The 24,358-nt window shown below is 55.1% G+C and carries 33 protein-coding genes; 18 read left to right on the forward strand and 15 right to left on the reverse strand.

Annotation, left to right across the window (positions count from 1 at the left end; all coding sequences use genetic code 11):
- Position 1 precedes the first annotated feature (1 nt).
- Genes INP77_RS03340 through nifB form a run of 11 tightly spaced genes read right to left on the reverse strand, consistent with a single transcriptional unit; the run spans position 2 to position 6,239 of the window.
- The gene (locus tag INP77_RS03340) at positions 2–268 is read right to left on the reverse strand and encodes a hypothetical protein (RefSeq protein ID WP_194747268.1); all 267 of its coding nucleotides are present in this window, start codon (positions 266–268) and stop codon (positions 2–4) included.
- An 11-nt stretch (positions 269–279) separates the two neighbouring features.
- Complete coding sequence (gene nifT, locus INP77_RS03345; RefSeq protein WP_194747269.1) at positions 280–486, reverse strand: putative nitrogen fixation protein NifT; 207 nt, start codon at positions 484–486, stop codon at positions 280–282.
- Between the two features lie 21 nt (positions 487–507).
- On the reverse strand, positions 508–1,674 hold the full coding sequence (locus tag INP77_RS03350; protein WP_194747270.1) for a cysteine desulfurase family protein: 1,167 nt from the start codon (positions 1,672–1,674) through the stop codon (positions 508–510).
- Entirely contained in the window at positions 1,671–2,012 is a 342-nt protein-coding gene (locus INP77_RS03355; protein ID WP_194747271.1) for a hypothetical protein, read from the reverse strand. The genes INP77_RS03350 and INP77_RS03355 overlap by 4 nt, the downstream gene beginning before the upstream one ends.
- A 17-nt stretch (positions 2,013–2,029) precedes the next feature.
- Positions 2,030–2,314 carry a nitrogen fixation protein NifZ gene (locus tag INP77_RS03360; RefSeq protein ID WP_194747272.1) on the reverse strand — a complete coding sequence of 95 codons (285 nt, stop codon included), beginning with the start codon at positions 2,312–2,314 and terminating at the stop codon, positions 2,030–2,032.
- A complete protein-coding gene (locus INP77_RS03365) occupies positions 2,311–2,652 on the reverse strand; it encodes a nitrogen fixation protein NifZ (protein ID WP_194747273.1) in 342 nt (113 codons plus the stop codon). Before INP77_RS03365 ends, INP77_RS03360 begins: the two co-directional genes overlap by 4 nt.
- A complete protein-coding gene (locus tag INP77_RS03370; protein WP_228518666.1) occupies positions 2,630–3,490 on the reverse strand; it encodes a 4Fe4S-binding leucine-rich repeat protein in 861 nt (286 codons plus the stop codon). The genes INP77_RS03365 and INP77_RS03370 overlap by 23 nt, the downstream gene beginning before the upstream one ends.
- Entirely contained in the window at positions 3,483–4,004 is a 522-nt protein-coding gene (locus tag INP77_RS03375; RefSeq protein WP_194747274.1) for a hypothetical protein, read from the reverse strand. The genes INP77_RS03370 and INP77_RS03375 overlap by 8 nt, the downstream gene beginning before the upstream one ends.
- A gap of 26 nt (positions 4,005–4,030) precedes the next feature.
- The gene (locus tag INP77_RS03380; RefSeq protein ID WP_194747275.1) at positions 4,031–4,423 is read right to left on the reverse strand and encodes an iron-sulfur cluster assembly accessory protein; all 393 of its coding nucleotides are present in this window, start codon (positions 4,421–4,423) and stop codon (positions 4,031–4,033) included.
- A gap of 13 nt (positions 4,424–4,436) precedes the next feature.
- Positions 4,437–4,655: a 4Fe-4S binding protein gene (locus tag INP77_RS03385; RefSeq protein ID WP_194747276.1), complete on the reverse strand. Its 219-nt coding sequence runs from the start codon at positions 4,653–4,655 to the stop codon at positions 4,437–4,439.
- A gap of 24 nt (positions 4,656–4,679) precedes the next feature.
- On the reverse strand, positions 4,680–6,239 hold the full coding sequence (nifB, locus tag INP77_RS03390; protein ID WP_194747277.1) for a nitrogenase cofactor biosynthesis protein NifB: 1,560 nt from the start codon (positions 6,237–6,239) through the stop codon (positions 4,680–4,682).
- A 499-nt stretch (positions 6,240–6,738) separates the two neighbouring features.
- Here nifB and INP77_RS03395 point away from each other — a divergent pair, with 499 nt between their 5' ends.
- From INP77_RS03395 to INP77_RS03405, 3 genes are all read left to right on the forward strand, one after another.
- Positions 6,739–7,743: a hypothetical protein gene (locus tag INP77_RS03395; protein ID WP_194747278.1), complete on the forward strand. Its 1,005-nt coding sequence runs from the start codon at positions 6,739–6,741 to the stop codon at positions 7,741–7,743.
- Between the two features lie 112 nt (positions 7,744–7,855).
- Positions 7,856–8,080, forward strand: a complete 225-nt coding sequence (locus INP77_RS03400) for a hypothetical protein (protein ID WP_194747279.1) — start codon at positions 7,856–7,858, stop codon at positions 8,078–8,080.
- Positions 8,081–8,285: 205 nt separating this feature from the next.
- Positions 8,286–8,498, forward strand: a complete 213-nt coding sequence (locus INP77_RS03405; protein ID WP_228518667.1) for an antitoxin — start codon at positions 8,286–8,288, stop codon at positions 8,496–8,498.
- 116 nt (positions 8,499–8,614) lie between these two features.
- Here INP77_RS03405 and nifA read toward each other — a convergent pair whose 3' ends face one another.
- Entirely contained in the window at positions 8,615–10,228 is a 1,614-nt protein-coding gene (gene nifA, locus INP77_RS03410) for a nif-specific transcriptional activator NifA (protein ID WP_194747280.1), read from the reverse strand.
- Between the two features lie 394 nt (positions 10,229–10,622).
- Here nifA and INP77_RS03415 point away from each other — a divergent pair, with 394 nt between their 5' ends.
- The 15 genes from INP77_RS03415 to INP77_RS03485 all read left to right on the forward strand — a co-directional run bounded on the left by INP77_RS03415 (position 10,623) and on the right by INP77_RS03485 (position 22,178).
- Entirely contained in the window at positions 10,623–11,867 is a 1,245-nt protein-coding gene (locus INP77_RS03415; protein ID WP_194747281.1) for an IscS subfamily cysteine desulfurase, read from the forward strand.
- 10 nt (positions 11,868–11,877) lie between these two features.
- Positions 11,878–12,297 carry a Fe-S cluster assembly scaffold IscU gene (iscU, locus tag INP77_RS03420; protein ID WP_194747282.1) on the forward strand — a complete coding sequence of 140 codons (420 nt, stop codon included), beginning with the start codon at positions 11,878–11,880 and terminating at the stop codon, positions 12,295–12,297.
- 9 nt (positions 12,298–12,306) lie between these two features.
- Complete coding sequence (erpA, locus tag INP77_RS03425; protein WP_194747283.1) at positions 12,307–12,669, forward strand: iron-sulfur cluster insertion protein ErpA; 363 nt, start codon at positions 12,307–12,309, stop codon at positions 12,667–12,669.
- Positions 12,670–12,685: 16 nt separating this feature from the next.
- A complete protein-coding gene (gene iscA, locus INP77_RS03430; protein WP_194747284.1) occupies positions 12,686–13,009 on the forward strand; it encodes an iron-sulfur cluster assembly protein IscA in 324 nt (107 codons plus the stop codon).
- Between the two features lie 46 nt (positions 13,010–13,055).
- Positions 13,056–14,930: a Fe-S protein assembly chaperone HscA gene (hscA, locus tag INP77_RS03435; RefSeq protein ID WP_194747285.1), complete on the forward strand. Its 1,875-nt coding sequence runs from the start codon at positions 13,056–13,058 to the stop codon at positions 14,928–14,930.
- Positions 14,927–15,265 carry an ISC system 2Fe-2S type ferredoxin gene (gene fdx, locus INP77_RS03440; RefSeq protein ID WP_194747286.1) on the forward strand — a complete coding sequence of 113 codons (339 nt, stop codon included), beginning with the start codon at positions 14,927–14,929 and terminating at the stop codon, positions 15,263–15,265. The genes hscA and fdx overlap by 4 nt, the downstream gene beginning before the upstream one ends.
- A 1,029-nt stretch (positions 15,266–16,294) precedes the next feature.
- A complete protein-coding gene (nifE, locus tag INP77_RS03445; RefSeq protein ID WP_194747287.1) occupies positions 16,295–17,725 on the forward strand; it encodes a nitrogenase iron-molybdenum cofactor biosynthesis protein NifE in 1,431 nt (476 codons plus the stop codon).
- A gap of 13 nt (positions 17,726–17,738) precedes the next feature.
- A complete protein-coding gene (nifN, locus tag INP77_RS03450) occupies positions 17,739–19,163 on the forward strand; it encodes a nitrogenase iron-molybdenum cofactor biosynthesis protein NifN (RefSeq protein WP_194747288.1) in 1,425 nt (474 codons plus the stop codon).
- Positions 19,164–19,182: 19 nt separating this feature from the next.
- Positions 19,183–19,593 (forward strand): nitrogen fixation protein NifX, encoded by a 411-nt coding sequence (nifX, locus tag INP77_RS03455; RefSeq protein ID WP_194747289.1) that lies wholly within the window; start codon positions 19,183–19,185, stop codon positions 19,591–19,593.
- A gap of 298 nt (positions 19,594–19,891) precedes the next feature.
- Complete coding sequence (locus INP77_RS03460) at positions 19,892–20,365, forward strand: NifX-associated nitrogen fixation protein (protein ID WP_194747290.1); 474 nt, start codon at positions 19,892–19,894, stop codon at positions 20,363–20,365.
- Between the two features lie 9 nt (positions 20,366–20,374).
- Positions 20,375–20,587, forward strand: a complete 213-nt coding sequence (locus INP77_RS03465) for a CCE_0567 family metalloprotein (protein ID WP_194747291.1) — start codon at positions 20,375–20,377, stop codon at positions 20,585–20,587.
- Between the two features lie 9 nt (positions 20,588–20,596).
- A complete protein-coding gene (fdxB, locus tag INP77_RS03470) occupies positions 20,597–20,893 on the forward strand; it encodes a ferredoxin III, nif-specific (protein WP_194747292.1) in 297 nt (98 codons plus the stop codon).
- Positions 20,894–20,904: 11 nt separating this feature from the next.
- Complete coding sequence (locus tag INP77_RS03475; RefSeq protein WP_194747293.1) at positions 20,905–21,300, forward strand: nitrogen fixation protein NifQ; 396 nt, start codon at positions 20,905–20,907, stop codon at positions 21,298–21,300.
- A 3-nt stretch (positions 21,301–21,303) separates the two neighbouring features.
- Complete coding sequence (locus INP77_RS03480; protein WP_194747294.1) at positions 21,304–21,648, forward strand: rhodanese-like domain-containing protein; 345 nt, start codon at positions 21,304–21,306, stop codon at positions 21,646–21,648.
- Between the two features lie 68 nt (positions 21,649–21,716).
- Positions 21,717–22,178 carry a molybdopterin-binding protein gene (locus tag INP77_RS03485; protein WP_228518668.1) on the forward strand — a complete coding sequence of 154 codons (462 nt, stop codon included), beginning with the start codon at positions 21,717–21,719 and terminating at the stop codon, positions 22,176–22,178.
- Positions 22,179–22,188: 10 nt separating this feature from the next.
- On the opposite strand, the gene INP77_RS03490 is transcribed toward INP77_RS03485, so the two are convergent.
- The 3 genes from INP77_RS03490 to modB all read right to left on the reverse strand — a co-directional run bounded on the left by INP77_RS03490 (position 22,189) and on the right by modB (position 24,347).
- Complete coding sequence (locus INP77_RS03490) at positions 22,189–22,530, reverse strand: hypothetical protein (RefSeq protein WP_194747295.1); 342 nt, start codon at positions 22,528–22,530, stop codon at positions 22,189–22,191.
- Between the two features lie 61 nt (positions 22,531–22,591).
- Complete coding sequence (gene modC / locus INP77_RS03495) at positions 22,592–23,704, reverse strand: molybdenum ABC transporter ATP-binding protein (RefSeq protein WP_228518669.1); 1,113 nt, start codon at positions 23,702–23,704, stop codon at positions 22,592–22,594.
- Entirely contained in the window at positions 23,670–24,347 is a 678-nt protein-coding gene (modB, locus tag INP77_RS03500) for a molybdate ABC transporter permease subunit (RefSeq protein WP_228518670.1), read from the reverse strand. The genes modC and modB overlap by 35 nt, the downstream gene beginning before the upstream one ends.
- Between the last annotated feature and the right edge of the window lie 11 nt (positions 24,348–24,358).

Raw genomic sequence — 24,358 nt, forward strand, 5'->3', positions numbered from 1 at the left:
GTCAGGCATCCCGCTGGGTGAGTACGATGCCGGTGGCATGCTCGAGCTGACGGGTCAGTTTGACACAGTGCTCGCGGGTATCCAGCAAATACAGGTTGAAATCACTCAGGCGACAGTATGGCGCTTCATCCATATCGCGCTCGGCCATGCGCAGAAAGCTGATGTCCGGATAGCACTCGCGCAACATGGTCAACGGGTTGCTGGTCACAGTACGAAAATCGCCCAGCGCCGTCACAATCTCGTTCAGGGTTTGTTCAGCAATACACATCCTGTTCTCCTTTACTCACCGATGCGTTTCGCTTCTACCGTTACCGGCAGGCGGGTATCGGCGGCCATTTCCGGCAAACTCAGCAGCCAGCCATTGGCCAGCTTGACGCTGCCGCCCCACAACTCGGGCTTTTCCTGTTCGACAATCGGCTCTTCCAGGTCCTTTTTCGGGACATAGAGCGACAAGCCCTGTTCGGTACGGCGTATCATCACTTTCATTGTGTTTCCTTTCAAATGGGGTTAGGCGGCCTGTTGCAGTTGCAACTGTCTGACGCTGGTGACCACAGCCGCCAGTAACTGCTGCATGTCTGCGGTGGTATGGTGTATGCCCAGCGAAAAACGCAATGAGCACAAGGCTTGCTGCTCGCTGCGGCCCATGGCCAGCAGCACATGCGAAGGCTGATTGCCGCCTGCGCTACAGGCACTGCCACGCGAGGCAAGCACACCCTGTTTTTCCAGTCGCAACAGCAAGGCCTCGCCATTGAGGTCTGTACCCGAGTCCGCACTTAACCCTGCAAAACACAGATGGCTGGTATTGGCCACCCTAGGGCCGCCGCCATTGACCTCGACGGCGGGCAGTGCCTGCAGCACGGCCTGTTCAAACTGGTCACGCAAGGTCGCCATGCGGCTGGCATGGGTGGCAAGGTCTCCGCCCAGCACATCGCAGGCGGTGGCCAGCCCGACAATGCCGGGCAGGTTTTCGGTGCCACCGCGGCGGTGACGTTCCTGGTTGCCCCACAGCATGGGTTGCAGGCTCAGCCCTTTTTTCACATAGAGCACGCCAGTGCCTTTGGCGGCATACAGTTTGTGCGCAGAAAACCCGAGCAAATCACAGCCCAGCGCCGCCATATTGAGTGGCAGCTTGCCCGCACTTTGTGCCGCATCCACATGCATGAGCGCGCCATGGCGGTGGGCGATCTCGGCCGCTTCAGCCACCGGGAAAATCACCCCGGTTTCATGATTGGCATGCATGAGGCTGACCAGTACAGTCTGTGGCCCCACCGCTGCCAGCAAGTCAGCCATGGACAATTGCCCCTGTGCATCGACACCAACTTCCACCACTTCGAAGCCTTGTTTTGCCAACTGTGCCAGCAGCAAACGGGTCGAGGTGTGTTCTACCGCGCTGGTGACAATCTGCCGCCGCTCGGGCCGGGCGGCCAAAGCCGCCATGATGGCCAGATGGTTGGATTCGGTGGCGCCACTGGTAAACACCACCTCAGCCGGGGTGACCTGCAAAAAAGCCGCCACACTGGCGCGCGCATTGACCAGTGCCTCGCGCGCCTGGCGCCCCAGCGGATGACTGCTGGACGGGTTGCCATAGTGCGTACTCAGCCAGGGCAGCATGGCCTCCACCACTTGCGGTAGCGGCTGCGTAGTTGCGTTATGGTCCAGATATAGCCATTTCATCGCCAGAACTCCCGATTCACATCTGCAATCAGCACATCCAGCAAGCTGGACAAACTGTGAAACTCCGCATGCGCGCGCCAGCATTGCCTGACATCATCCTTGCGATACAGGCGCCAGAAATCCCCTGACTGGTATTCAATGCGGGCAATATCAATCTCGCCGCCCTGCGGATCTACCGTGCGCGAACAGCATGGGCTACGCACCAGATAACCGTCGGTACAGGGCGTGACCGTGGCCGCCACGTATTTGTAGCGACTGCGCCCAGCGAGCAGTTTTTCGATACGCAGGCGGTCCACCGCGTTGGGGTGTGGACACAGAGAGGTGACCGGCATTGCCATCACTGTGTGCAGGCCCCTTACACCGGGGCCAGCTCCTCTTCGAGCACGCCGATGACCTTGCCATCGGCAAACTCCACCAGATAGACCGGGATGCCACTGTCTTCCACCATGCCAACATTGACCACCTCGCCGCGCGCCCCGGCCTCGGCCAGCAAGGCGGCTTCGGCGAGGTCGGGATAACTGCCATCATTGAGCAAGTCCACCAGGGTCACCACCGGCTGCCCCCACTGAAAGCGCGGCGTACGCGGCTCCCTGAGATTAAATCCGGCCAGACTGGCGCCTGCGTTTACGACTTCAGTCATGTTGATGCCTCCTCTGTCTGTTGCGCGGCCTCATCGGCCAGCAGGTCTTCATCGTCATCTTCTGGCGCATCGGCTTCCAGCTCCTTGCCACGCATGCCGACGCGGTAACCCAACTCGTAAAAATCCACACCATAGATATAAAACTGCTGCAAAAACGTGCCTATGCTGGTGACATAGCCGACATCGCCTTTTTTCACCAGAATCTCCCCGACCTCTTTGCCAGGGAAAGTGCCATCGTTGCGCACATATTTTTTCGAGCGCACCTTTTGCCCATAGTCAAACCGGGGCGGATTCACCAGTTCGACGACATCACTGTCACGTACGATATTGGTCGCCATGGACACTCTCCTTATGTTCACTCGGGTGGGTCAGGACAGAGGGTTGCAGATGCGGATGTAACCTGGCGACAGCCGCCATCGCCACCGCCTCGTCGCTATCGCGGCTCATGTCTGCTAAAAACTCGGGCGCAATGCGCAACACCACTTCAAAACGAATACGCCAGTCGGCATCCAGCCGGAATGCAGGCAACATCGCGACCGGCAAGCGGCGAATGGCCGTCAAACGGACTTCCTGCGCACTATCATTTGCCAGTAAAGGCAGCCAGTCCATGCCGATACGTTCCGCCACTTCGCGGCGTACCGAGGCATCGGCATCGTGCATCAGATAAAACAGCTGTGTGGGGGCAATGCGGCGTGCCACGATCACACGCACGTAATAATCGCTGTCATACAACAGACTGCCCAATTCAGATTCGGGTAAGCGCAAAGCCACCCGGATGCGAACTTCACGGTCAGGGTCATAGATGAGTTTGTGCAACAAATGTGACGGCAAGCGCAAAGCAACGCTGGCACGTACGGTTTCATCCACATCACTGACCAGGCGGTTCAGGTGAAAAACATCCAGAAACTTGGCCGCCACTGCCCGCACTTCAAAATAGGGGTGGTCAATATAGCGCACGGCCAATGCCGGATGCTGGCTAAAAAAACGGTCTATGCGCTTGGCATAACGGTCATGCACACAACTGCGCATCAACTGGCATAGCCCCTGCGCATTTAATTCCGCATGCTCACAGGAGGAACATGACAAGGCGTTACCCTGCCAGTCAACCCCAGGCAAATCACTGTCCATCCAGTGTCTTTCTGCCTGCAAGCGATCCATAGATCCGGGCTCAATCATCCTCAGCCTCCCGGTCTGCCCGATCCAGCACATCCAGTAGCAACTGACCGCCCACTTTGTTGGCCGGATCCAGCTGCATCAGTTTTTCTGCCGCCTCCCGTCCAGCCTGCAACCGCTGTAGCCGCATCAGCAAATAGGCATAAGCCTTGAGACAAAATAGATAAAAGCGGTGGGCGGGTTCATCACTTTCAAACTGACCATGTTGCGGACTGACAAGCCGCCAACTGAGCGGAAAACCGAGCTCCAACGCCGTCATTGCCATGCATTGCTCGGCCACCCGCAGCGCCTCCTGCAACCGGGCCTGATAGAAATAAAAACGGTATTCCGCTACCTTGACGGCAGGATTGTGGGGCGCCATCATCCGCGCCATGACCAGATGCGTTTCGGCCCGGCTGCTGTCGGCGTAGTGAATACTGGCCAATCGGAGTTGCTCGCTAGCCACAGCAGGCAAGGCGCGGTAGCGCTCAGCAAACCAGCTGTTTTCCAGCACTTCCGGTTTAAAGTCAGCATCCATGGCCGCACCCTACCCGCTGGCAATCCTCAGGATTTCCGCTGGATACTGGAGATACTGACTGTCGCCGGGCCACCATGGCTGGCATGGTCGCCATGACCACCGCCACTGCTGCCGCAACCGCAACTGCCGCTGTTGGGGGTGAGAAAGGTCAGGCCAGACTCCATCGGGCTATCCATAAAGTCCACCACGGCACCATCCAGTAACATGCGCGATTCAGCGGGTAAAAACAGGCGTACGCCGCTGGCCTCAACAATGGCATCCCCGGCAAAAGGCGCGGCCTCCACACTAAACTCAGAGCTCAGGCCAGAACAGCCACCAGGGCTAACTACCAGCCGAAAACCGTGCTGGTCGGTGCCGCCATTAAATCGAATCATGCGGCTGATAAACTTTTCTGCCTTGGGGGTGATCGTCAGTTCCATGTCGGTTCTCCGTTTATGCCTGATAACGCGGATAGGCGTTATCGATAATGCAGGTGTTATCTACCGGGCACGCCGCCACACACTGCGCTTCGTCAAAATGGCCGATACACTCGGTACATTTTTCCGGCTTGATCATGAACACGCCATTTTTTTCATAAATGGCCTGGTTAGGGCACTCCGGCTCGCAGGCTGAACAGCCTGTGCATTGGGAAGTTACAATTTTGTATGCCATGTGAGGTCTCCTTTACTGTATGGCTCAGGCTGCTTTAAACGCGCCTTGTCGAATCGCAGCATCGCCGCGTGGAATATGGGTGATTTCGCCACTGGCAACGCGGGCACGGTAACCGGCAAACCAGCCCAAAGCGGCTTTTTCAATAAACTCGTGGGCGTATTCCTCCACCGGCTCTATGCCTGCCGCCAACAATTCATCGCGTGGGCAAGCACCGATTTTGGAAACCAATACGGCATGGCAGTCATTAATCGCATTCACGATGGAAGGCAATTGCTCATCCTCGCCATAGCCGCCCTGGCAATACAAATCCACCCGACGGTGACCGACAAAGGTGGTCGAGCTGGCAGTCAGTTCATAAATCTGGAATTCGTCAGCATGCCCAAAATGCTGGTTAACCTTGCCGCCACCAGTGGTTGCCACCGCCACCAGCACTTTCATGCCATCGTCGGCACCCTGCTCGGCCAGTGCCGATTGCTTGGCCGCATGCTGGGCCTGACGCTCGGCTTCGACTTTCTCCTGATAAGCGCGGCGTTTATCGATGTCGTACACCACGTCCATCTGCTCGATCTGGTCCAGGGTAAACTCATCGCTACGGTCCTCACCCAGCAAGCCCACCGCATCGGCACGGCACTGACGGCAATGCCGCATCAAGTTAGCGCCGCCCATGCAGGCATCCTGCACATCCTTGAGCTCCTGCGCAGTTGGCCCGCGCTGGCCGTTGAGGCCAAAGTAAGTGCCATGCTCAGCCTCTGAGATCAGCGGCATGATGTTATGCAAGAAAGCACCACGCGCTTTCACCGCACGGTTCACCTCATACAGGTGCTCGTCGTTGATGCCGGGAATCAGCACCGAGTTGATTTTGGTGAGAATGCCACGCGCAGTCAGCATCTCCAGGCCCAGCATTTGCCGCTCGGTCAAAATCTCGGCGGCTTCGCGGCCGTAAATGCGCTTGTGGTTGTAAAAAATCCAGGGATAAATCTGCGCCCCCACGTCCGGGTCTACCATATTGATGGTGATGGTGACGTGGTCCACATTGTATTTGGCAATCTCATCCACATAATCCGGCAACGCCAGCCCATTGGTTGAAAGGCACAATTTGATATCAGGCGCCTGCTCCTGCAACTGGCGGAAGGTCTCAAAGGTCTTGGCCGGGTTCGCCAATGCATCCCCAGGCCCGGCAATGCCCAGCACCGTCATTTGCGGAATCTCACTCGCCACCGCCAGCACTTTTTTCACTGCCTGGTCCGGCGTCAGCTTTTGCGAAACCACACCGGGGCGGGATTCGTTAGAACAGTCATACTTGCGGTTGCAATAATTGCACTGGATATTGCAAGCCGGCGCCACCGCCACATGCATGCGCGCATAATGGTGATGCGCCTCCTCGGAATAGCACGGGTGATTTTTAACCTTGTCCCAGATTTCCGCAGGCATATCCCCCTGACCATCGGAGGAACCGCAACTGGCTTTACCTTCGCCACCAGTTGTACTGCAACCGGAAGCCGCCTGACCAGCCACCTCCACCTTAATGCCGGATAAGGGACGCAAGCGACTTGTGCTCGCTGGGCTTTCTGCCGAAATTGCCATTGCATGCTCCTCAATATGAATTTACAAGGAGTATTGCAATTCGCATGCCATCTGGCAGATATAAAATAATCCATTAAAAATCAATGAATTAAATATAAATTTTCAGAGGAGTTGCATTGTCAGCTATGTGACAAAGCTAAAAATGATTGTCGGATTACTAACAGCACAGGGTATGGAAACTAAGGTAGTTGCAAACTATTTCTAATGCTCGTCATGCTGGCTACGCGGGTATCCAGTGGATTTTCCGTCAGTGATCAAAAATTAAAAGCTTTTTGAATTAGCATCAAAAAAGATTTTTTTGCTGGTTTTTTAACACTTATGGCATTATTTAAGCCATGTAAACAGGTCAGAATCGACTGACGATTTTTCCGATTAAATTACGCCTTCTATTTTTAACCTAGGTATATGGTTTGATTAGTAAATTGAAAAAATACCGCTCGTTTACATGCTGTCATTGGGACGGCTACTTAATAGTTATGCGCTCAACAGGTGAATAGTAATGTTTGAGGATCTCATCAAGCAACTTCAGGGATTGAATGGTCGGTCAATCTCGATTCCAATTCAGACGGACGAGAAGGGCTACATCGATAAACAGTGTCCCTCTCCGCAATGCGAGTTCCTATTCAAGGTGAACGAGGACGACTGGTCCAATCTGTTCAGAAATGAAGCCGTTTGGTGTCCAATGTGCCGACATGAGGCGCCAGCAGATCAATGGTTTACAATTGAACAAGTGGAGCATTCAAAGTCGGAAGCCATGGTGGTTGTAAAGGGCGAAATCAACAATGCACTTCGGTCCGACGCCCAGAAGTTTAATCGCAGCCAATCTCGCAACAGCTTTATTTCCATGTCAATGGAGGTAAAGGGTGGTACGCAACGAACGTACGCAATGCCAGCAAAAGCAGCTGACGTAATGCAGTTGGAAATACGGTGCGACAACTGCTCGGCTCGCTTTGCAGTGGTCGGCAGCGCCTACTTTTGTCCGGCATGTGGCGCTAACTCCGTCGTTCGCACGTATCACGATTCCTTGAGAAAGATTAGGGCAAAGAAAGATAGCGAAGAAGTCGTCCAGCAGGCACTCGCTGATGCAGTGGGAAAAGATGAAGCGGAATTAACTTGTCGGTCCTTAAGGGAAACCTGTCTATCCGACGGCGTCACCGCCTTTCAGAAATACTGTGAAGGGCTATACGAGCCATTTGGAAAAGCCCCTTTCAATGTCTTTCAGAGGATCGATGAAGGGAGTGAACTCTGGCGTTCGGCACTGAGTAAGGGCTATGAATCATGGCTAACAGCTCAAGAGGTGAGCAGCCTGAAGGTTCTCTATCAGAAACGTCACATCCTTGCGCATAACGACGGAATCATCGATCAGCGCTATGTCGAGAAATCTGGTGATTCGACATACAAGGCCGGCCAGCGCCTCGTGGTGTCTAAGGGGGACATTGAAGTTCTCCTATCCTTACTCGACAAATTGGGGAGCGGTTTAGGTGATGCGTGTGGCCGCACATAACACTACGTTCGAGGTGCCTGCGCGAAAAACCGCGCAGGCGCCTCAACTCACGATAGGCGCTCCGGCCAAAATTAGCCAAGCACCAAATTTCAACACTAAAGGAGAGTAGAGGATGGCCCTGATAATTGATCAAATCGTTCGAATTGCTGCAGCAGGCGGTGGCATGACTATCGACGCCAAAGGCAAAACAGTGGATCAGGTTGTTCGCATTGCGGCGGCAGCCTCAAAACACCAAGCAAAGCTCGTTATTAAAAACACTCAGACCTATACCGTTGATCAACTAGTTCGTGTTGCTGCCGCTGGAAATGGGTCTGTGTTTTTCGATGCGGAGTATTAAAACGTAATTAAGAACACGACGGGGGTCGAGTCTTGCATTACGAAATTTTGTTTGGATAAAGATGCAAAATTAAAGCCTCTGTCTCTATGTCGCTTCACGGTTAAGCCACACCTTCAACTAATCTGAGCTTGCATATGCACCAATTGCATGGCTGCTAACCGATGATATACACTTTGGCATCTACAACGTCAAAACTTGGAGTGTGATGATGAGTCAGACTGCAAAAATATTTATCAATGGCCGTAGTCAGGCGGTACGCTTGCCAGCGGAATATCGATTTGACACCAAAGAAATGTTTATCCGTAAGGATGAAGCGACTGGCGATGTCATCCTTTCTAGCAAACCCGCGGACTGGAGCGACTTTCTTGAGTTGCTTGCTGCAAGCAATGTCTCAGCCGACTTTCTCGATAGCAATTAACCTGCTCATGCATTGCACGTGCTATATATGCGATGGCAGACTCGCGCACCATAAAGTTTCGCCAGCACATGCAGTAACAGGCAGCCCCGCCAATGGTTAGCTTACGCAGGATTCACTCAAAACCGCTTCACCTCAATATTGTATTTCTTCAGCGCATACCCCATCTGCCTTGGCGTCAGGTTTAGCAGACGTGCGGCTTTGGCTTGTACCCAGCCACTTTTTTCCATGGCTTGCACCAGTTGTTCACGCTCGGTAAGGGGCATTTCTTCAGCCGCCTCTTGCGGCGGCAACTCGACCGGGGGCGGTGGGCTGGCCGGGCTGACATTGACCGGGGCAATGGGAATCACGGTGCCTTGGGCCTGGTATTTCCACAGTGTGGAGGATAGGCAGTGGTTGGTCTGGCAAGGGATATCCACCTCGCGTATCAAATTGCTGCGCGCCATGGTGGCAAAGCGTTCAACGCAGTTTTCGAGTTCACGCACATTGCCCGGCCAGTGACAGTTGCTGAGTACATTCATGGCTTCGGGGGTGATGCTGACACGGGCGCTGTTTTCTTTGTTGAATTTGCCCAGGAAGTTTTCTACCAGCAGGGGAATATCATCGCGTCGCTCGCGCAGGGCTGGCAGCGAGATGGAAATCACGTTGATGCGGAAGTAGAGGTCGGATCGAAACTCGCCTTTGTTGACGGCTTCTTCCAGATTGCGGTTGGTGGCGCAAATGAGCCGTACATCAACCTTGATAGTTTTGTTGCCGCCGACGCGCTCCAGTTCGCGCTCTTGCAATACGCGCAACAGCTTGACCTGAAAGGCGGCTGAGGTATCACCAATTTCATCCAGAAACAGCGTACCGCCATGCGCTTGTTCAAAGCGGCCTTTGCGCTCTTGCATGGCGCCGGTAAAAGCACCCTTTTCATGGCCGAATAGTTCGGATTCGAGCAGGCTCTCGCTGAGTGCCGCACAATTAACCTTGATAAACGGCTTGTCTTTACGAGATGAAAGAAAGTGGATAGAGCGTGCGATGACTTCTTTGCCGGTGCCAGACTCACCGCGCAGCAACACTGTACTATTGCCGGGAGCGGCCATATGCACATCGGCAAATACCTCGCGCATGCGTTTCGACTGCCCAATGACATTGTCTATGCTGTATTTACTGCCCAGTTCTTTTTGCAGGCGCTGACGCTCCTGCATCAACTGTTCTCGGTCACTGGTGACCTGCTGATTAAGCAAGATGGTTTGCCCCATGAGGTTGGCCACCATGGTCAGCAGTTGCAAGTCTTCTTCAAACAGGCCCTGTTTATCTTCGGCAAACCGTTCAAAACTGAGGACGCCTATGGTTTCACGGCCAGTTTTAATTGGCACGCCCAGATAGGCCACAGTCATCCCTTCCACTTCGCGGTGCGCACCAGTTCGATTCAAAAATAATGGCTCTTGCACCAGGTCAGGAATCACCGCAGGCATCCCCATCTGGCAGATTCTGCCGGTCACGCCCTCTCCAACCTTGAAACGCGCCCGTGCGACCTCCTCTTTACTAAAGCCTACTGAGGCGAGTACCTGCAAACTGTCGCCATCGTCGCGCACATAGACCATGCCACGCTGCATGCCCAAGTGGTTGGCGACCAGGTTCACCACCTGTCGTAGCGTTTTCTGCAGGTCTAGCGAGGAGCTGAGTATCTTGCCTATCTCATAAATTGTGACCAGTGCCACGTGGCTGGAATCCGACAAGTTCGCCATCATACCCACCTGAAAAATGAAGAGTTAGGCTGAATTCAGCAATTTTCATGCCGGGGTACATGATCATTGAAGCTGATATATACGAATGGTGCAAAACCCGGATAAAAACGGGGTTCACGGCTATTTGACCAAGAGGTTTTACATAATTAAATAGTCTCAGCCACTGTTACAACCTGTTGCAGGTGAACTGCCTACCTGCACAATGCAACAACCCTTACAACAATATCTCTGCTTTGTTTGTCGCATTCACGACAAACACGACAAGCCTCCATTGTCAGCCTGGTCATGAATTTAATAAATTAACATATAAATCAAAAGGTTAAATCAATCCAGCCCGGCATGGCACAGAGCTTGCTCAAGCTAGCCTGAACCCACCTTTTGTCAGGTTGATTGTATGAAACCGATATACCTTGATTACTCTGCTACGACACCCGTCGATCCACGCGTGGCGGAAAAAATGATTCCCTACCTCACCGAGCTGTTTGGTAATCCGGCGTCGCGCAGCCACCCTTACGGCTGGGAAGCTGAAGCCGCTGTGGAAGAAGCACGGGAGCAGGTGGCCGCACTGGTCAATGCCGACCCGCGAGAGATCGTCTGGACTTCTGGCGCCACCGAATCCAACAACCTCGCCATCAAGGGCGCAGCGCAGTTTTATGCCAGCAGCAAGGGCAAGCACATCATTACCGTGGCCACCGAACACAAGGCGGTGCTGGATACCGTGCGCGAACTGGAACGCCAGGGCTTTAGCGCCACCTACTTATCACCACTGGAAAACGGCCTGGTCGATCTGGAAGCCTTCAAGGCAGCGATCCGGCCAGATACCGTGCTGGCCTCGGTCATGCTGGTCAACAACGAAATCGGCGTGATCCAGGACATCGCCACGCTGGGCGCAATTTGCCGGGCGCAAAACATCATTTTTCATGTGGATGCAGCCCAGGCCACCGGCAAGGTGGAGATAGACCTGAAAGCATTACCGGTGGATTTGATGAGCTTTTCCGCGCATAAAACCTATGGCCCCAAAGGCATAGGCGCGCTGTTTGTCAGCCGCAAACCGCGTATCCGCCTTGAGGCACAGTTGCATGGCGGTGGGCATGAGCGCGGTTTCCGTTCCGGCACCTTGCCGGTACACCAGATTGTCGGCATGGGCGAAGCCTTCCGCATTGCCAGGGCTGAAATGGCAGAGGAAAACGCCCGCGTCCGCTTGCTGCGTGACCGCCTGTGGGCAGGCCTGTCACAGATTGAGGAGTCTTACCTCAATGGCGATTTACAGCAGCGTGTGCCTCATAACCTCAATGTCAGCTTTAACTACGTTGAGGGCGAATCGCTGATGATGGCAATTAAAGAATTGGCTGTGTCTAGCGGCTCCGCATGTACCTCGGCCAGCCTGGAGCCTTCGTATGTGTTGCGCGCCATTGGCCGTGAAGACGAACTGGCCCATAGCTCTATCCGCTTTTCGATTGGCCGCTACACCACCGAGCAGGACGTGGACTTTGCCATTGCGCTCATCGGCGCCAAGATCGGCAAACTGCGCGAACTCTCGCCGCTGTGGGAGATGGTGAAGTCCGGCATTGATTTATCTTCCGTGAGCTGGGTGCACGGCACCGAATCACACCGCGAACCCAGCGCGGCGGCTGTTTAAGGAGACACATATGGCTTATAGCGACAAGGTCATCGACCATTATGAAAACCCGCGCAATGTTGGCAGTTTTGACCAGAATGCCGAGGATGTGGGCACAGGCATGGTGGGCGCACCGGCCTGCGGCGACGTGATGAAGCTGCAAATCAAGGTCAATGCCGAGGGCGTGATTGAGGATGCCAAATTCAAAACCTATGGCTGTGGTTCTGCAATCGCCTCCTCCTCACTGGTGACCGAGATGCTCAAGGGCAAAACCCTGGATCAGGCCATGGACATCAAGAACAGCCATATTGCCGATGAACTGGCCTTGCCACCGGTAAAAATCCACTGTTCGGTACTGGCCGAAGATGCCATCCGCGCCGCCATTTCCGATTATCGCAACAAAAACGGGCTGGAACAGGGCGAGTACGACGCCTGCCAGCCCCAAGCCTAGGAGCCCGCCATGACTGAAGCCGTTTTGAGTGACGACATTTTATCGACCCCGATTATTTTTACCGACAATGCCGCCGGCAAGGTGAGCGAAATGCTGGCCGAAGAAGGTGACCCCAGCCTCAAGCTGCGCGTGTACGTGACCGGTGGCGGCTGTTCCGGTTTTCAGTACAGCTTTGCCTTTGATGACCAGGTCGCCGAAGACGACATGGTGGTAGAAAAAGCCGGGGTGTCGCTGCTGGTAGATGCCATGAGCTTTCAATACATGATGGGCGCCACCATAGACTATCAGGAAGGCCTGGAAGGCGCGCGCTTTGTCATTACCAACCCTAACGCCACCTCCACCTGTGGGTGTGGCAGCTCGTTCTCGGTATAAACCACAGGAGTCGAACATGACTGTTACTCTCACCCCCAGCGCCGCCGGGCGTGTACAAAAATTTCTGGCAAGCCGCGGCAAGGGCCTGGGCCTGCGCGTCGGTGTTAAAACTTCGGGCTGCTCCGGCATGGCCTACACGCTGGAATTTGTGGATGAAGCGCGTGAAGAAGACCAGATTTTTGAAAGCCATGGCATCAAGGTGCTGGTAGACCCAACCAGCCTGGTCTATCTCGATGGCACCGAACTGGACTACACCAAAGAAGGCCTCAACGAAGGCTTTAAGTTTAGCAACCCCAATGCCAAGGCCAACTGTGGCTGCGGCGAGAGTTTCAGCGTTTAAGTTTCACAGCGGGGCATGCCCGCGCAGCGTATTCTGAGGAGTGACTATGGCACTGTTGCAAATTGCAGAACCGGGGCAAAGTGCAGCGCCCCACCAGCACAGACTGGCCGTCGGCATAGATCTCGGCACCACCAACTCGCTGGTGGCCACCGTGCGCAGTGGCGAATGTGTGGCACTGGCCGATGACCATGGTCGCCACCTGCTGCCTTCGGTGGTGCGCTATCAGGTGGCTGAGACCACCGTGGGCTGGGAGGCCAAGTTTGCCGCCGCCAGTGACCCGCGCAACACCATCGTCTCGGTCAAGCGCCTGATGGGACGCGGCCTGCAAGACATACAACACCTGGGGCAGTTGCCTTATCGCCTGGTAGACAGCCCGGGCATGGTCAAACTGGAGACCGTGGCCGGGGTGCGCAGCCCGGTCGAAATTTCTGCCGACATCCTCAAGGTGTTGCGTGCACGCGCCGAACACAGCCTGGGCGGTGAACTCACCGGCGCCGTGATTACTGTCCCTGCCTATTTTGACGATGCCCAGCGTCAGGCCACCAAGGACGCCGCCACACTGGCCGGTATCAATGTCTTGCGCCTGCTTAACGAGCCCACTGCCGCTGCCATTGCCTACGGGCTGGATAACGCCGCGGAAGGCGTGTATTGCGTCTATGATCTGGGGGGCGGCACCTTTGATTTTTCCATCCTGCGCTTGAACCGTGGCGTATTCGAGGTACTGGCCACCAGCGGTGACTCAGCCCTGGGCGGCGATGATTTTGACCTCGCCATCTACCAGTGGCTGTGCAGCACATTGCAATTGCACACGTTAGACGCCGCCGACATGCGCAGCCTGCTCAACGAGTGCCGTCAAGCCAAAGAACGCCTGACCAGCCAGAGCAGCACCGAACTCCGTTGCAGCCTGTCCAGCCACGGCGACATCCACGCCATCCTCAGCCGCGAACTGTTTTTTGAGCTGAGCCAGCCACTGCTGACCAAAACCTTTAGCCCGGTGCGCCGTGCACTGCGTGATGCAGGCTTGCAAACAAACGACATTCAGGGTGTGGTGCTGGTCGGTGGCGCCACCCGCATGCCGCAACTGCGGCAAGCCGTGGCCGATTTTTTCAAACAGCCACCGCTCACCAACCTCGACCCCGACCAGGTGGTGGCGCTCGGTGCCGCCATGCAAGCCAATGCGCTGGCAGGCAACCGCTCAGACCAGGAATGGCTACTGCTGGATGTCATCCCGCTGTCGCTGGGCATGGAAACCATGGGCGGCCTCAGCGAAAAAATCATCCCGCGCAACGCCACCCTGCCCACGGCACGCGCGCAGGATTTCACCACCTTCAAAGACGGCCAGACCGCCATGAGCTTTCATGTGGTTCAGGGCGAACGCGAACTGGTGGCCGAATGCCGCTCGCTGGCCCGCTTCGAACTGCGCGGCATCCCGCCCATGGTAGCCGGCGCCGCCCGTATCCGCGTCACCTTCCAGGTCGATGCCGATGGCCTGCTGTCAGTCTCCGCCATCGAGCAAACCAGTGGCGTTGCCGCCCAAATCAGTATCAAACCCTCTTACGGCCTCAGTGAAGACGAAATCACCCGCCTGCTGCGTGCGGGTGTCGAACACGCAGAACACGACAAGCGCATGCGCGCCCTGCGCGAAGCCCAGGTGGAAGCCAGACGCTTACTGGACGCCACCGAAACCGCCATGGCCGAAGACGGCCACAACCTGCTCAGCAAAGCCGAATGGGACCATATCTGGCAACATATTTACGCGCTGGCGGAAACCCTGATCATGGGTGACAGCAACAAGATCGAAGACCTGCGCCATGCCACCGAAGCCCTTAACAACGCCTCGTCCACCTTCGCCGCGCGCCGCATGGACCAAAGCATACAGCAGGCACTCACTGGCCAGCATCTGGAAAGCCTGACCGTATGACCCAGCTCACCATCCTGCCCCACCCCGAGCTTTGCCCGCAAGGTATGCAGATTGAAGCCAAACCCGGCAAAGTGCTGTGCGACACCCTGCTACACGCGGGCATTGCCCTGGAACACGCCTGCGACGGCGTGTGTGCCTGTAGCACCTGTCATGTGATTATCCAGCAGGGCAATGCCAGCCTGACGGCTGCCACTGATGAGGAAGAAGACCAGTTGGATAAAGCCTGGGGATTAACGCCGCAATCCAGACTGGCTTGCCAGGTGAAAATAGGCAGTGAAGCGTTGACGATTGCCTTGCCGAAATATAGTTTGAACCATGCCAGAGAGATGGACTAAAGCGCTTGCCCCTCAAAGTCGAGAAAAAGTGATTCTTCTGATTTTTTATAGATTAGCTGTAGGATGGGCATGAATGCCCACACAGAAGTGCGTTATATGTAATATTCTTTTTCGCCTGTAGGCGAGTCACTTTCTGGTGCTTGTCCCCCAGTACTTTGGTGCTCTGTTGATACGCGCCTTTTCGCCTGTAGGCGAGTTACATTTCTTTGCTTGCACAAAGATAAAGTAACCAAAAGAAAGTGCACCCCAGCTTCCGCTTGTTTCCTGCGTTGCTCATCAAAATAAGCGCTCGCGAAACTCATCCTAGCGGCCTGCACACACCGCAGGCCACCGCGGGATTCGAACAGCCGCTCGCTTGATCTTATTTTGCCTGCGCTACTCGGCGCGGCAGATGGGGACCCCGAACACCCGATGAGCGCAACGATCCGTGGATTGAAGAAATGAATTGGTGTTTTTCAACGGTCCAAACTTCTACGCTGTGAGTTTGGCGAGACAGATCCCATCCCATCACGCTGAGTAGCGGAAACAAAGTAAGGAAAAAGGGAGCGACTGTCTGAGCTCCGCGGCAGCTTGCGAAGTGTGCAAGCTGCTAGGGCGAGTTTCGTGACCGCTTACTTTGTTGAGCAACGCAAGGAAGCCGAAGGCCGTGATGGCTGGGTGCCCTCTTCTTTGGTTACTTTCTGTGGGGCAAGCAACAGAAAGTAACTCGCCTACAGGCGAAACAAACCGTATTAATAAACCCAAAAAACTAAACCAACTCGCCGACGTTGAATTCACCAACTATCAAAAAATCAGAACAATAACGTTCTACTCAATCACATGGCATCGCATCATCCAGTACCTCAACGTGTGGGCATGCATCTCACCCTACAACATGCCATCTATCCCCACACCGATTGTCGCATTTGTCTGCTTTCCGACATTCAATAACTTAAAATAATGTTCTTTAAATTCATACAGTTAAAACACATAAACAGCGTGGCACATTCCTTGCAATAACCACAACAAGAACTCCAAAGGTGTCTTGTCATGGCAAGTTTGAACGAAAAAATTCAGGACGTGTTTAATGAACCCGGCTGCGATAAAAATCAGGCCAAGGATGAAAAAGCACGCAAGAAAGGTTGTACCAAGCAATTGACGCCTGGTGCCGCCGCCGGTGGCTGCGCTTTTGATGGTGCCAAGATCGCCTTGCAGCCGATTACCGATGTCGCGCATCTGGTACATGGGCCGATTGCCTGCGAAGGGAATTCCTGGGATAACCGTGGCGCCAAGTCCTCTGATTCCACTCTCTATAGAACTGGCTTTACCACCGACATGAACGAACTGGATGTGATTTATGGTGGTGAAAAACGGTTGTTCAAGGCGATTAAAGAAATCATCACCAAATATGACCCGCCTGCGGTGTTTGTTTACCAGACCTGCGTGCCTGCACTGACCGGCGATGACATTGAGGCGGTGTGCAAGAAAGCCAGTGAGAAATTTGGCAAGCCGGTGATCCCGGTGAATTCGCCAGGCTTTGCCGGACCAAAAAACCTGGGCAACAAGCTGGCGGGTGAAGCATTGCTGGCGCATGTGATTGGCACACAGGAGCCTGAGTACACCACGCCGTACGACATTAATATCATAGGTGAATATAACCTGGCCGGTGAGTTGTGGCAGGTCAAACCGCTGCTGGATGAATTGGGCATCCGCGTGCTGGCCTGTATTTCCGGCGATGCCAAATACCATGAAGTAGCGCAGTCGCACCGCGCCAGGGCGGCAATGATGGTTTGTTCCAAGGCCATGATCAATGTGGCGCGCAAGATGGAAGAGCGTTATGGCATTCCGTTTTTTGAAGGTTCGTTTTACGGCATTGGCGACATGAGCGACAGCTTGCGCCAGATTGCCCACCTGCTGATACAGCAAGGTGCAGATGCCGAGTTGATGACGCGTACCGAAGCAGTGATTACGCGTGAAGAAACCCGTGCGTGGGCGGCGATAGCCGACTACAAATTGCGCCTGAGTGGCAAGCGCGTGTTGCTGATTACCGGCGGCGTCAAATCCTGGTCTGTGGTGTCAGCCTTACAGGAAGCAGGAATGGAGGTGGTGGGCACCAGCGTCAAAAAATCCACCGAGGAAGACAAGGAAAAGATCAAGGAAATCATGGGCGAGGATGCCCACATGATAGACGACATGCGTCCGCGCGACATGTATGCCATGCTCAAGGAAGCAAAGGCCGACATCATGCTCTCGGGTGGGCGCAGCCAGTTTGTGGCGCTCAAGGCCAAAATGCCGTGGCTGGATATTAACCAGGAACGTCACCATGCGTATGCGGGCTATGTGGGCATGGTGGAACTGGTCAAAAACATCACGCAATCGCTGTATCACCCGGTGTGGCAACAGGTGCGGCAACCAGCGCCGTGGGAAACGGCAGTCAGCCGCGATGAGCCGCCACTGACCAGCGGCGACATCGCGGCCTGAAGGGAGCAAGACCATGGCACAAGTACTCAACCCCGGTAAAGCCTGTAGCGTCAACCCGCTCAAGATGAGCGCACCGATAGGCGCGGCGCTGGCCTTTATGGGCTTGCAGCACTGCCTGCCTACCCTGCATGGTTCGCAGGGCTGTACTTCATTCGGGCTGGTATTGTTTGTGCGGCATTTCCGCGAAATGATCCCCATGCAAACCACGGCCATGAGCGAGGTCACCACCATCCTTGGTGGCATGGACAATATCGAGCAGACCATCGTCAATATCTGGAAACGCAACCAGCCCTCCATCCTCGGCATCGCCTCTACCGGGCTGACCGAAACCAAGGGCGATGATGTGGATGCCTATCTCAAGCTGATTGCGCAAAAACACCCCGAGCTGGCCGACATGCATATCCTGTATGTATCGACGCCTGACTACGTGGGCGCGTTTCAGGATGGCTGGAGCAAGGCGGTGCTGAAAATCGTGCAGCACTTTGCCCAGCCTGTGAGCGTGCGCCATGCACGCCGCGTCAATGTACTGGCTGGCAGCCATTTAACACCGGGCGACTTGCAGGAAATTCGCGATATTGTCGAACTGTTCGGTCTGGAGGCGGTGATAGTGCCCGACATTTCCGGCTCGCTGGATGGCCATATTCCGGACGACTTTACACCGACTACACTGGGCGGCACCACGCTGGAGCAGTTACAGACCCTGGGTGCTGCACGCTATACGCTCGCTATCGGCGAGCAGATGCGCCCGGCAGCGCAGGCGCTGGAAGCCCAATGTGGCGTCCCCTACCGTCTGTTTGAGCGGCTGACCGGACTGGCCGCCAGTGATGACTTTGTGCAATGCCTGTCCGAACTCACCGGCACCCCCGTGCCGATGAAACTGCGCCGCCAGCGCAGCCAGTGTCAGGACGCCATGCTGGATGCGCATTTTTATACCGGCGGCAAAACCGTCGCTATCGGTGCCGAACCCGACATGTTGTGGAGCTACGGCCAGTTTTTGCTAGAGATGGGCTGTGACTTGCGCGCGGTGACTACCACCCACTCGCCGTTATTGGCGCAACTGCCTATAGAACAGGTTCAAATCGGTGATCTGGAAGATCTGGAAGCACTGGCGCAAGACTGCGACCTGCTACTTACACACTCGCACGGCAGGCAACTGGCCGAGCGCCTGCATCTGCCTTTTATCCGTATCGGCATCCCCACCTTTGACCGTATCGGCGCCGCACACAAAGTTAGCGTGGGCTACCGGGGCACGCGTGATCTGGCATTTGAACTGGCCAACACCTTTCTGGCACAGAGCCATGAACCGGCCCCTGATCACTGGTATCCCACACCGGCTACAGAGGCCGGTGCTGCCAGCGGCTGTAACAGTTGCACGCCTGCTGGCAGTTGCCACAGCGCAAGCGACATGCATTTAGAAAGCACTGTGCATTTCAGTTAACCCCGTAAAGGAAACCCATATGAAAGTCGCATTTGCTACACAGGATTTAAAACGGGTCGACGCCCACTTTGGCTGGGCCAAGCACCTGGCCATTTATGAGCTGACGCCGGAAAACTGGACGTTTTTACACTCGGTGCCGTTTGATGGCGATTTAAAAGAAGACGGCAACGAAGACAAGCTGGCACCCAAACTGGAAGTTATCAAGGACTGTGCGCTGCTGTATGTGGCGGCCATAGGTGGCTCCGCCGCTGCCCGTGTGGTGGCGCACAAGATACACCCGGTCAAGGTCACCGCTGATGAACCGATAGACGAAATTTTAGGCAAATTGCAGGATGTGCTCAAAGGCACCCCACCCCCATGGTTACGCAAAGCCCTGCTCAAAGACCAGGCAGCCGCGCTGGACTTTGATGAGGAAGAAGAAACGGTATAGGTTTTAAAGGCTTTTTGAGCCACAGAGGACACAGAGCGCACAGAGGTAGAACCGGATAAATGTTTGGCCTGTGCTGTGATTAAAAAATGATTTCGTAAACGCAATGATTCGCCAATAAAACACAAAAGCAGCAAGTGCACTCAGCAAACTAAGAATTTCTCTGTGACCTCTGTGCGCTCTGTGACTAATTAAAGCTTTTAAATTCATTTTGAGCCACCGAGGACACGGAGTGCACAGAGAAAACCGAAGGCGTTTGAGTGTTAATGCGGTAAGCAATATTTATTTATAGGAGAAAAACATGACAGCAGTCGCTGAAGCGCCAGTAGCGAGTGATCCCTGGACCTCGCCATTTGTGATCGAACTGATTAAGCAATGGCGGGCGCAAGACACCCATGGCGCATGGGAAGGCAAGGATAATGCGACCTTGCTGGCGCCGTACATCATCAGCAAGGAGCAGCGCCGCGAGATGCCAATTATCGGCGACCCCGACCCGGAAACCTTGTGGCGGCTAGAATTGTTTTATAACGCGGTGGGCCTGGCGGTGGAGCGGGAAACCGGCGTCATGGTCTCGCCCATGATGAAAATGCATCACGAGGGCTTTGGCAAAATGCTGCTGACTGCAGGCCGCCTGGTGGTGGTGAACAAGCATCTGCGTGATGTGCACCGCTTTGGTTTTGAAACCATGGACAAGCTGGCCGCCGAAGGACAGAAGCTGGTACAGGCCGCAGTGGAAATGATACAAAAGTTTCCCGAAGTGGTGAATTACGGTTAGGAGTGCGCCATGAGTGAGATAGAAACAAGCGACGTAGACTCCATCAAGGCCGAGGTAAAAAAACTCAATGCCCAGGCCACCCAGCTCAAAATGGACTTGCATGACTTGTCCGAAGACTTGCCGACCGGCTGGGAAAAAATTCCGGAAGTGGCCGAGAAAACCTTCAAGGCTTATCAACAATTGACTGACGCCCGTAAAAGGCTGACCGCAGCGGGTGGCTAGGAGCAAACCATGGCTTTCAGTGTGACTTTACCCAGCGGCGTGGAGTGGACGCCGCAATTTGCCGACCACATTGCCGAGGAAAAATGCATAGGCTGTGGCCGCTGCTTTCGTGTCTGTGGCCGTGATGTGCTGGAGCTGGTTGGCATTACTGAAGACGGTGACCGCATCGCCATGACGCTGGGCGACGATGAGGATGATGAGTATGAAAAGAAAGTCATGACCATCGCCCATCCGGAAAACTGCGTGGGCTGCGAGGCCTGCGCCAAAATTTGTCCGAAAAAGTGCTATACCCACGCCCCGGCCTGAGGGGAACCCGTATGCAACAGAGCCTCTCCCCGCCCAGTGCTGTTGTAGCAAGTTCCCTAGCCTCATCTGGCCATGGCTGGGACGAGTTTGAGGATTTGATTGCATTATTGATGGCACATGCGCTGGATCAACACGTGAACACCTATGCACTGGCAAGATTGATTGCAGGCACCTGCTGCAGCGGCGCCAACCATTTGTGGCAAGACCTCAAACTGTCGAGCCGCGCCGAACTGTCGCAACTGATGCGCGACTATTTCCCGGCGCTGGTGGCCAAAAACAGCAGCGACATGAAGTGGAAAAAGTTTTTTTACCGGCAGCTGTGCGAGCAGGAAAACGTATTGATATGCAAGTCCCCCAGTTGCGGTGTCTGTGTGGATTATGAATTATGTTTTGGACCAGAGGAGTAAGCTATGACTTGGCAAACCATTGCTGCGGCACAAGCCGCTGAAATGTTGAGTAACCCGGAACGCTTTGCGGAAATCGCGCTGTTTGATACCCGAGATATGCACAGTTACCAGAGTGGCCATCTGCCAGGGGCCGACCAGCTGTCCGAGTACAAACTGGAACAGGTCTTGCGCAGCCTGCCGCGCAATATCCCGGTGATGATTTATTGCTATCACGGCAATGCAAGCAAGGTGTTTGCGCAGATGTTTGACGACTTCCGCTACAAGGAAGTCTACAGCGTGGATGGCGGCTATGAAGCATTGGCACCACTGGTGCAGGCGCTGCCGGAAAAGTTGGCTCACGCTGCGTAATATAGCAGCGTTGACAGCCGCAGGCCCGACGCTGCGGTTGATGTTTTACAGCGCGCTTGCATACACTAATGGTATCTCAACCCGATCAGGAAAATATCGTCATGAAAATCAGCGCACGTAACCAGTTCCAGGGAAACATCACTGCCGTACACACTGGCAGCGTACATACCGAAATCGAAATTGCCCTCGGCAATGGCGACACGCTGGTGGCCATGGTCACCCACAGCAGTGCACACAGTCTGGGCCTGACCAGTGGCAAATCGGTGCTGGCCCTGGTCAAAGCCTCTTCCATGATGGTGATGACAGAGAGCGAGGGCTATGCCCTGAGCGCTCGTAACGTACTGCGCGGCGTGGTGGCACAGGTGATCAGCGGGCCGGTCAGTGCCGAAGTCAAACTCGATTTACCAGGCGGCAATACCGTGTTTGCGAGCATTACCCATGAAGCCGCACGTGAACTTGGACTCAGTCAGGGCGCCAGTGCCAGCGTGGTATTCAAAGCCTCTGCGGTGATACTGGCAGTTGCCAGCTAGGCGTTTACCCTCAGAGGCTGGCCACCCATTCCGCTGGCCGGGTATGAAAGCGTGGCTGGCAAGCATCCAGTTGATCAGAGATGGTGGTAGTTTTTAACCAGCCACCGTCTTTCAGACGCCAGGCCATCACCCGTTCGTAATAGACATCGATGCGTAGCGGAAACTCATCGATATCAAAGCCCTCTTCCGACAAGACAAAACTGTGGTAATAAAAACACTTAGCCCCGTCGGCGGCGTAGCCATGGATCTTGGTAGCTTGCAGTGAGGGTTCATCGTGCCTTTCAAAACGCTCGGCGCGAATCACTCGCTGTTGTTCAGCCACAGACAAATTGGCATAGAGTTGTTCTATCATGAGTGGACTCCTTTCTTGCGCATTCAAGATGCGGATGCGTCGTGCATGGCGCGAAACGCGCCTACTCCATCAGTGCCACCGATTTGACCTGTAGCCAGACTGACTGACCGACAGTGATGCCCAGGGTCGACGCCGAGCGTTTAGTGAGTCTGGCAATCAGCACCGAAGCTCCCACCTTGACACGGATCAGCATGACACCGGGATGCGTGTCTATGGCCATGGCATCGACCACACCCTGCAACTGGTTCTGGATACTGCTATCGGTTTGTGGCCGGATGGCCACACTGACATCACGGGCCTGAATATGTACCCGCAGCTGACGCCCCAGCGGCAGGTCTTGCTGCCTGGTCCAGACGCTGCCACCGTCAAATGCCAGCCGCATCAGATGCCATTCCTGGTCAAGTTCGCTGACTTGCGCCTGCAGGACCACGCCGCTGTCCTCCCCCAGTCGGATCGGAGTATCCAGTTGCGCCAGCTTCTCCAGCAATGGCCCTTGTGCCAGCACTCTGCCCGCTTGCAGCATAACGATATGGTCAGCCAGGCGTGCTACTTCGTCATGGGCATGGCTGACATACAGCAATGGAATGTCCAGATTGTCATGCAGGCGCTCCAGATAGGGCAAGATTTCCTGTTTGCGCGCATAATCCAGGGCAGCCAGCGGCTCATCCATCAATAGGAGCCGCGGCCTTACTGCTAAGGCCCGCGCCATGGCCACCCGTTGTCGCTCCCCCCCGGACAAATGTGCCGGGTTTCTACCCAGTAGCGGCGTCAATTCCAGCAAGGCGATGGCCGCCTCCAGATCTGCTGGCCGCGCCTGCGTATTGCGCCTGAGGCCAAAACGCAGGTTTTCCAGCACCGTCAGGTGTGGAAACAGGCTGGCCTCTTGAAACACATAGCCGATGGGACGGCGATGTGTAGGCAGGCAATACGACCCCTCCTGCCAGCGCTCGCCGTGAAAGCGCAGATAGCCCTCCCTGGGTTGCTCCAGACCGGCAATACAGCGCAACAGCGTGGTTTTGCCTGAACCGGAAGGGCCAAACAGGACGGTGATGCCGCGCCCGGGCAGGGTAAGGTCTACATCCAGAGTAAAGCTTGGCCTGGTAAGATGAAAACGTGCCTGTATCTCGCCCATGCCCATGTCAGTAACCCCTGTTTGGTTGCGTGCGCCACACATGCAGCGCCAGCAACACCAAAAACGAAAACAGCAGCATGACCGCGGCCAGTGTATGCGCCTGACTATATTCCAGGGCTTCCACATGATCATAAATCTGTACCGAAGCGACGCGGGTTTGTCCCGGCACATTGCCCCCTATCATGAGTACCACCCCAAACTCGCCTACCGTGTGGGCAAAGGTGAGCATAGCTGCCGTCAGAAACCCCGGCCAGGACATCGGCACCACCACACTGAAAAACGTATCCAGTGGCGAAGCACGCAAGGTTGCTGCTACCTCCAGCGGGCGCTCACCGATAGCCTCAAATGCGGTGTGCAAGGGCTGCACCATAAACGGCAGGGAATATAACACCGAGGCCAGTACCAGCCCCCAGAAAGTAAACGGTAAACTGCCCAGACCAGTGGCCTGTGTCAGCTTACCCAGCGGGCCTTGTGGTCCCATCGCCAGCAACAGGTAGAACCCTAACACTGAAGGTGGCAGCACCAGCGGCAAGGCCACGACCGAGGCCACCAGCCCTTTCCACCAGACGCGGCTGCGTACCAGCCACCAGGCGACGGGCGTGCCTATGATGAGCAATAGCAGGGTGACCAGGCTCGCCAGCTTGATGGTCAGCCAAATGGTCTGTATATCCTCGATGCTTAACATGATGTTTCCTG

Source organism: Methylophilus sp. 13, assembly GCF_015354335.1.
Taxonomy (GTDB): domain Bacteria; phylum Pseudomonadota; class Gammaproteobacteria; order Burkholderiales; family Methylophilaceae; genus Methylophilus; species Methylophilus glucosoxydans.

Coding starts and splice junctions, on each gene's coding strand:
- INP77_RS03370 (WP_228518666.1), bottom strand. CDS start 3,490: ATGATTGAGCCCGGATCTATGGATCGCTTGCAGGCAGAAAGACACTGG.
- nifT (WP_194747269.1), bottom strand. CDS start 486: ATGAAAGTGATGATACGCCGTACCGAACAGGGCTTGTCGCTCTATGTC.
- INP77_RS03475 (WP_194747293.1), top strand. CDS start 20,905: ATGCAACAGAGCCTCTCCCCGCCCAGTGCTGTTGTAGCAAGTTCCCTA.
- nifN (WP_194747288.1), top strand. CDS start 17,739: ATGGCACAAGTACTCAACCCCGGTAAAGCCTGTAGCGTCAACCCGCTC.
- fdxB (WP_194747292.1), top strand. CDS start 20,597: ATGGCTTTCAGTGTGACTTTACCCAGCGGCGTGGAGTGGACGCCGCAA.
- INP77_RS03400 (WP_194747279.1), top strand. CDS start 7,856: ATGGCCCTGATAATTGATCAAATCGTTCGAATTGCTGCAGCAGGCGGT.
- INP77_RS03365 (WP_194747273.1), bottom strand. CDS start 2,652: ATGGCGACCAATATCGTACGTGACAGTGATGTCGTCGAACTGGTGAAT.
- iscA (WP_194747284.1), top strand. CDS start 12,686: ATGACTGTTACTCTCACCCCCAGCGCCGCCGGGCGTGTACAAAAATTT.
- INP77_RS03485 (WP_228518668.1), top strand. CDS start 21,717: ATGGTATCTCAACCCGATCAGGAAAATATCGTCATGAAAATCAGCGCA.
- INP77_RS03340 (WP_194747268.1), bottom strand. CDS start 268: ATGTGTATTGCTGAACAAACCCTGAACGAGATTGTGACGGCGCTGGGC.
- INP77_RS03375 (WP_194747274.1), bottom strand. CDS start 4,004: ATGGATGCTGACTTTAAACCGGAAGTGCTGGAAAACAGCTGGTTTGCT.
- nifA (WP_194747280.1), bottom strand. CDS start 10,228: ATGGCGAACTTGTCGGATTCCAGCCACGTGGCACTGGTCACAATTTAT.
- INP77_RS03405 (WP_228518667.1), top strand. CDS start 8,286: ATGATGAGTCAGACTGCAAAAATATTTATCAATGGCCGTAGTCAGGCG.
- INP77_RS03355 (WP_194747271.1), bottom strand. CDS start 2,012: ATGGCAATGCCGGTCACCTCTCTGTGTCCACACCCCAACGCGGTGGAC.
- INP77_RS03360 (WP_194747272.1), bottom strand. CDS start 2,314: ATGACTGAAGTCGTAAACGCAGGCGCCAGTCTGGCCGGATTTAATCTC.
- INP77_RS03490 (WP_194747295.1), bottom strand. CDS start 22,530: ATGATAGAACAACTCTATGCCAATTTGTCTGTGGCTGAACAACAGCGA.
- hscA (WP_194747285.1), top strand. CDS start 13,056: ATGGCACTGTTGCAAATTGCAGAACCGGGGCAAAGTGCAGCGCCCCAC.
- INP77_RS03380 (WP_194747275.1), bottom strand. CDS start 4,423: ATGGAACTGACGATCACCCCCAAGGCAGAAAAGTTTATCAGCCGCATG.
- fdx (WP_194747286.1), top strand. CDS start 14,927: ATGACCCAGCTCACCATCCTGCCCCACCCCGAGCTTTGCCCGCAAGGT.
- INP77_RS03460 (WP_194747290.1), top strand. CDS start 19,892: ATGACAGCAGTCGCTGAAGCGCCAGTAGCGAGTGATCCCTGGACCTCG.
- nifX (WP_194747289.1), top strand. CDS start 19,183: ATGAAAGTCGCATTTGCTACACAGGATTTAAAACGGGTCGACGCCCAC.
- erpA (WP_194747283.1), top strand. CDS start 12,307: ATGACTGAAGCCGTTTTGAGTGACGACATTTTATCGACCCCGATTATT.
- INP77_RS03415 (WP_194747281.1), top strand. CDS start 10,623: ATGAAACCGATATACCTTGATTACTCTGCTACGACACCCGTCGATCCA.
- INP77_RS03480 (WP_194747294.1), top strand. CDS start 21,304: ATGACTTGGCAAACCATTGCTGCGGCACAAGCCGCTGAAATGTTGAGT.
- modB (WP_228518670.1), bottom strand. CDS start 24,347: ATGTTAAGCATCGAGGATATACAGACCATTTGGCTGACCATCAAGCTG.
- INP77_RS03385 (WP_194747276.1), bottom strand. CDS start 4,655: ATGGCATACAAAATTGTAACTTCCCAATGCACAGGCTGTTCAGCCTGC.
- INP77_RS03395 (WP_194747278.1), top strand. CDS start 6,739: ATGTTTGAGGATCTCATCAAGCAACTTCAGGGATTGAATGGTCGGTCA.
- nifB (WP_194747277.1), bottom strand. CDS start 6,239: ATGGCAATTTCGGCAGAAAGCCCAGCGAGCACAAGTCGCTTGCGTCCC.
- iscU (WP_194747282.1), top strand. CDS start 11,878: ATGGCTTATAGCGACAAGGTCATCGACCATTATGAAAACCCGCGCAAT.
- INP77_RS03350 (WP_194747270.1), bottom strand. CDS start 1,674: ATGAAATGGCTATATCTGGACCATAACGCAACTACGCAGCCGCTACCG.
- INP77_RS03465 (WP_194747291.1), top strand. CDS start 20,375: ATGAGTGAGATAGAAACAAGCGACGTAGACTCCATCAAGGCCGAGGTA.
- modC (WP_228518669.1), bottom strand. CDS start 23,704: ATGTGTGGCGCACGCAACCAAACAGGGGTTACTGACATGGGCATGGGC.
- nifE (WP_194747287.1), top strand. CDS start 16,295: ATGGCAAGTTTGAACGAAAAAATTCAGGACGTGTTTAATGAACCCGGC.